Origin of the sequence: Alteromonas sp. KUL42, from assembly GCF_006538325.1 — a bacterium.
In the GTDB taxonomy this organism is placed as follows: domain Bacteria; phylum Pseudomonadota; class Gammaproteobacteria; order Enterobacterales; family Alteromonadaceae; genus Alteromonas.
Map to the genome: position 1 here is coordinate 1 of NZ_BJKK01000041.1, position 1,584 is coordinate 1,584.

Annotated in this window: 1 protein-coding gene; it reads right to left on the reverse strand. The window is 45.7% G+C overall.

Annotated elements, in window-relative coordinates; translation table 11 throughout:
* Positions 1-321: 321 nt before the first annotated feature.
* Positions 322-1,476, reverse strand: coding sequence for an IS110 family transposase (locus EYR97_RS21760; protein WP_131095853.1), 1,155 nt, complete (start codon positions 1,474-1,476; stop codon positions 322-324).
* Between the last annotated feature and the right edge of the window lie 108 nt (positions 1,477-1,584).

The following is a 1,584-nucleotide window of genomic DNA, read 5'->3' on the forward strand; positions in this document are numbered from 1 at the left end:
GTTGGTATGACTCCCTTTGTCAACCCTGAACGAGTGCTTTCCTGACATTCTTCCAGCCCATAATTAGTTATATTTCTCGCTCATAATAAATGAACTAACGCACCGGATGAGGCAGTAATGTCGTCGGTTATCATGCTGGTATTCGTGGATTATTCATTAATTATAATGAACAGCGCCTACCTTACTCACTCCGCCGTGGTCACCTTCTCATCAGTCTATGCTCGTGGATCAATCACGGTTAAGTGATTGCCATCATAACGCCCTCGTAGGTTGTGCCACATTCCGCGGCCTGATCCGAATGCGTTAGCTCAAACTCGTTTATCATGCAGGTACTCTACTTAACCGTAATTTTGGATTAACCGGTGTAAGTACTACTTCTTTTGCTATAGCCCAGATGTATGCGGCCATTTCCCTGGCTATTGCGGTAATGATTAGGTTGTAGTGTTTGCCTTTTTTACTCATTCGCTGATAGCGTTTGCACAAGCGAAGCTGTGCTTTCCAAGCAATATCGACGATGTCTTTGGGTAAGCCTTCTTGTCTTAACTGTAATTCGGTAGAGACATTTGCTGGATAACGATAGCTGTGTGCACCTTCAATCAGCATACGCCTTGCTCGGCCATTTCCCGCTTTAGTGATAGCGCCTAGGTGCCGCTTTCCGCCTGATGATTGTTCGCTGGGGACTAAACCTAAATATGCCATGAGTTTTCTTGGATGGTCGAAACGGTGTAAATCACCGAGCTCTGCCACCACACCAACAGCAACGAGCAATCGAACACCTCGCATCGCCTGAACGGCTTTCACTACCGGATAATAACGCCATTGGTGTACATGGTGGGTTAACTCATTGTCGAGCCTTTCCAGTCGCCGGATACGTTCCTCAATGGTTTGCAGTTGTTCCTGCAAGACAATTTGCTGGGCTGGGTGAGGCAATATCAGTTCGGTGAGCCAGCGAAGGTGTTTCTTCGACCAGTTGGCAGTGCCTTCATAACGTATGTTGTTACGCAGTAATAAGGCTTTGAGTTGATACTTTGCTTCTTTTAAATCCTTCATTGCCGTTTCACGAGCACGTGATAAATCACGAACCGCTTCATCTTCTGGCTCAGGCACATAGATGGGTGTCAGGTCTTCAGACTTTAGTGACCTAACGAGTTTAAGTGCATCTCGGCGGTCGGTTTTAATTCGCTCTCCTGGTTTTTTAGGAATGAGAGAAGGGGCGACCACATAGCAACAATGCCCGAGACTGGTAATGAGGCGGTAAATCCAATAACCACACGGTCCAGCTTCATAAACAACGTGAAGTGTTGCGCCAGGATATTTAGATTCAAACTGACGAAGTAGCTTTTTCACACTGACCTTAGACGAGGGGATGCGGCCATAATGAATAGGTACAGCCCCACGTTGTTCTTCACAATAAGCAACCTCATGAAACTCTTTATGCGTATCCAAACCGATAAAAATCATGTTATGTTTGTTCATGCTAGCCTCCAAATGATTTAGTCTTAAGCAAACTAATTATGGCACTGGCTTTCAGCTAACCCACGAAAATGCGGAGGCTAGCATTTCTCAGGGAGTCATTGTGTCTAT

What these genes read in the sequence shown, in the direction of transcription:
- EYR97_RS21760 (WP_131095853.1), bottom strand. Translation starts at nt 1,476, where the DNA reads ATGAACAAACATAACATGATTTTTATCGGTTTGGATACGCATAAAGAG.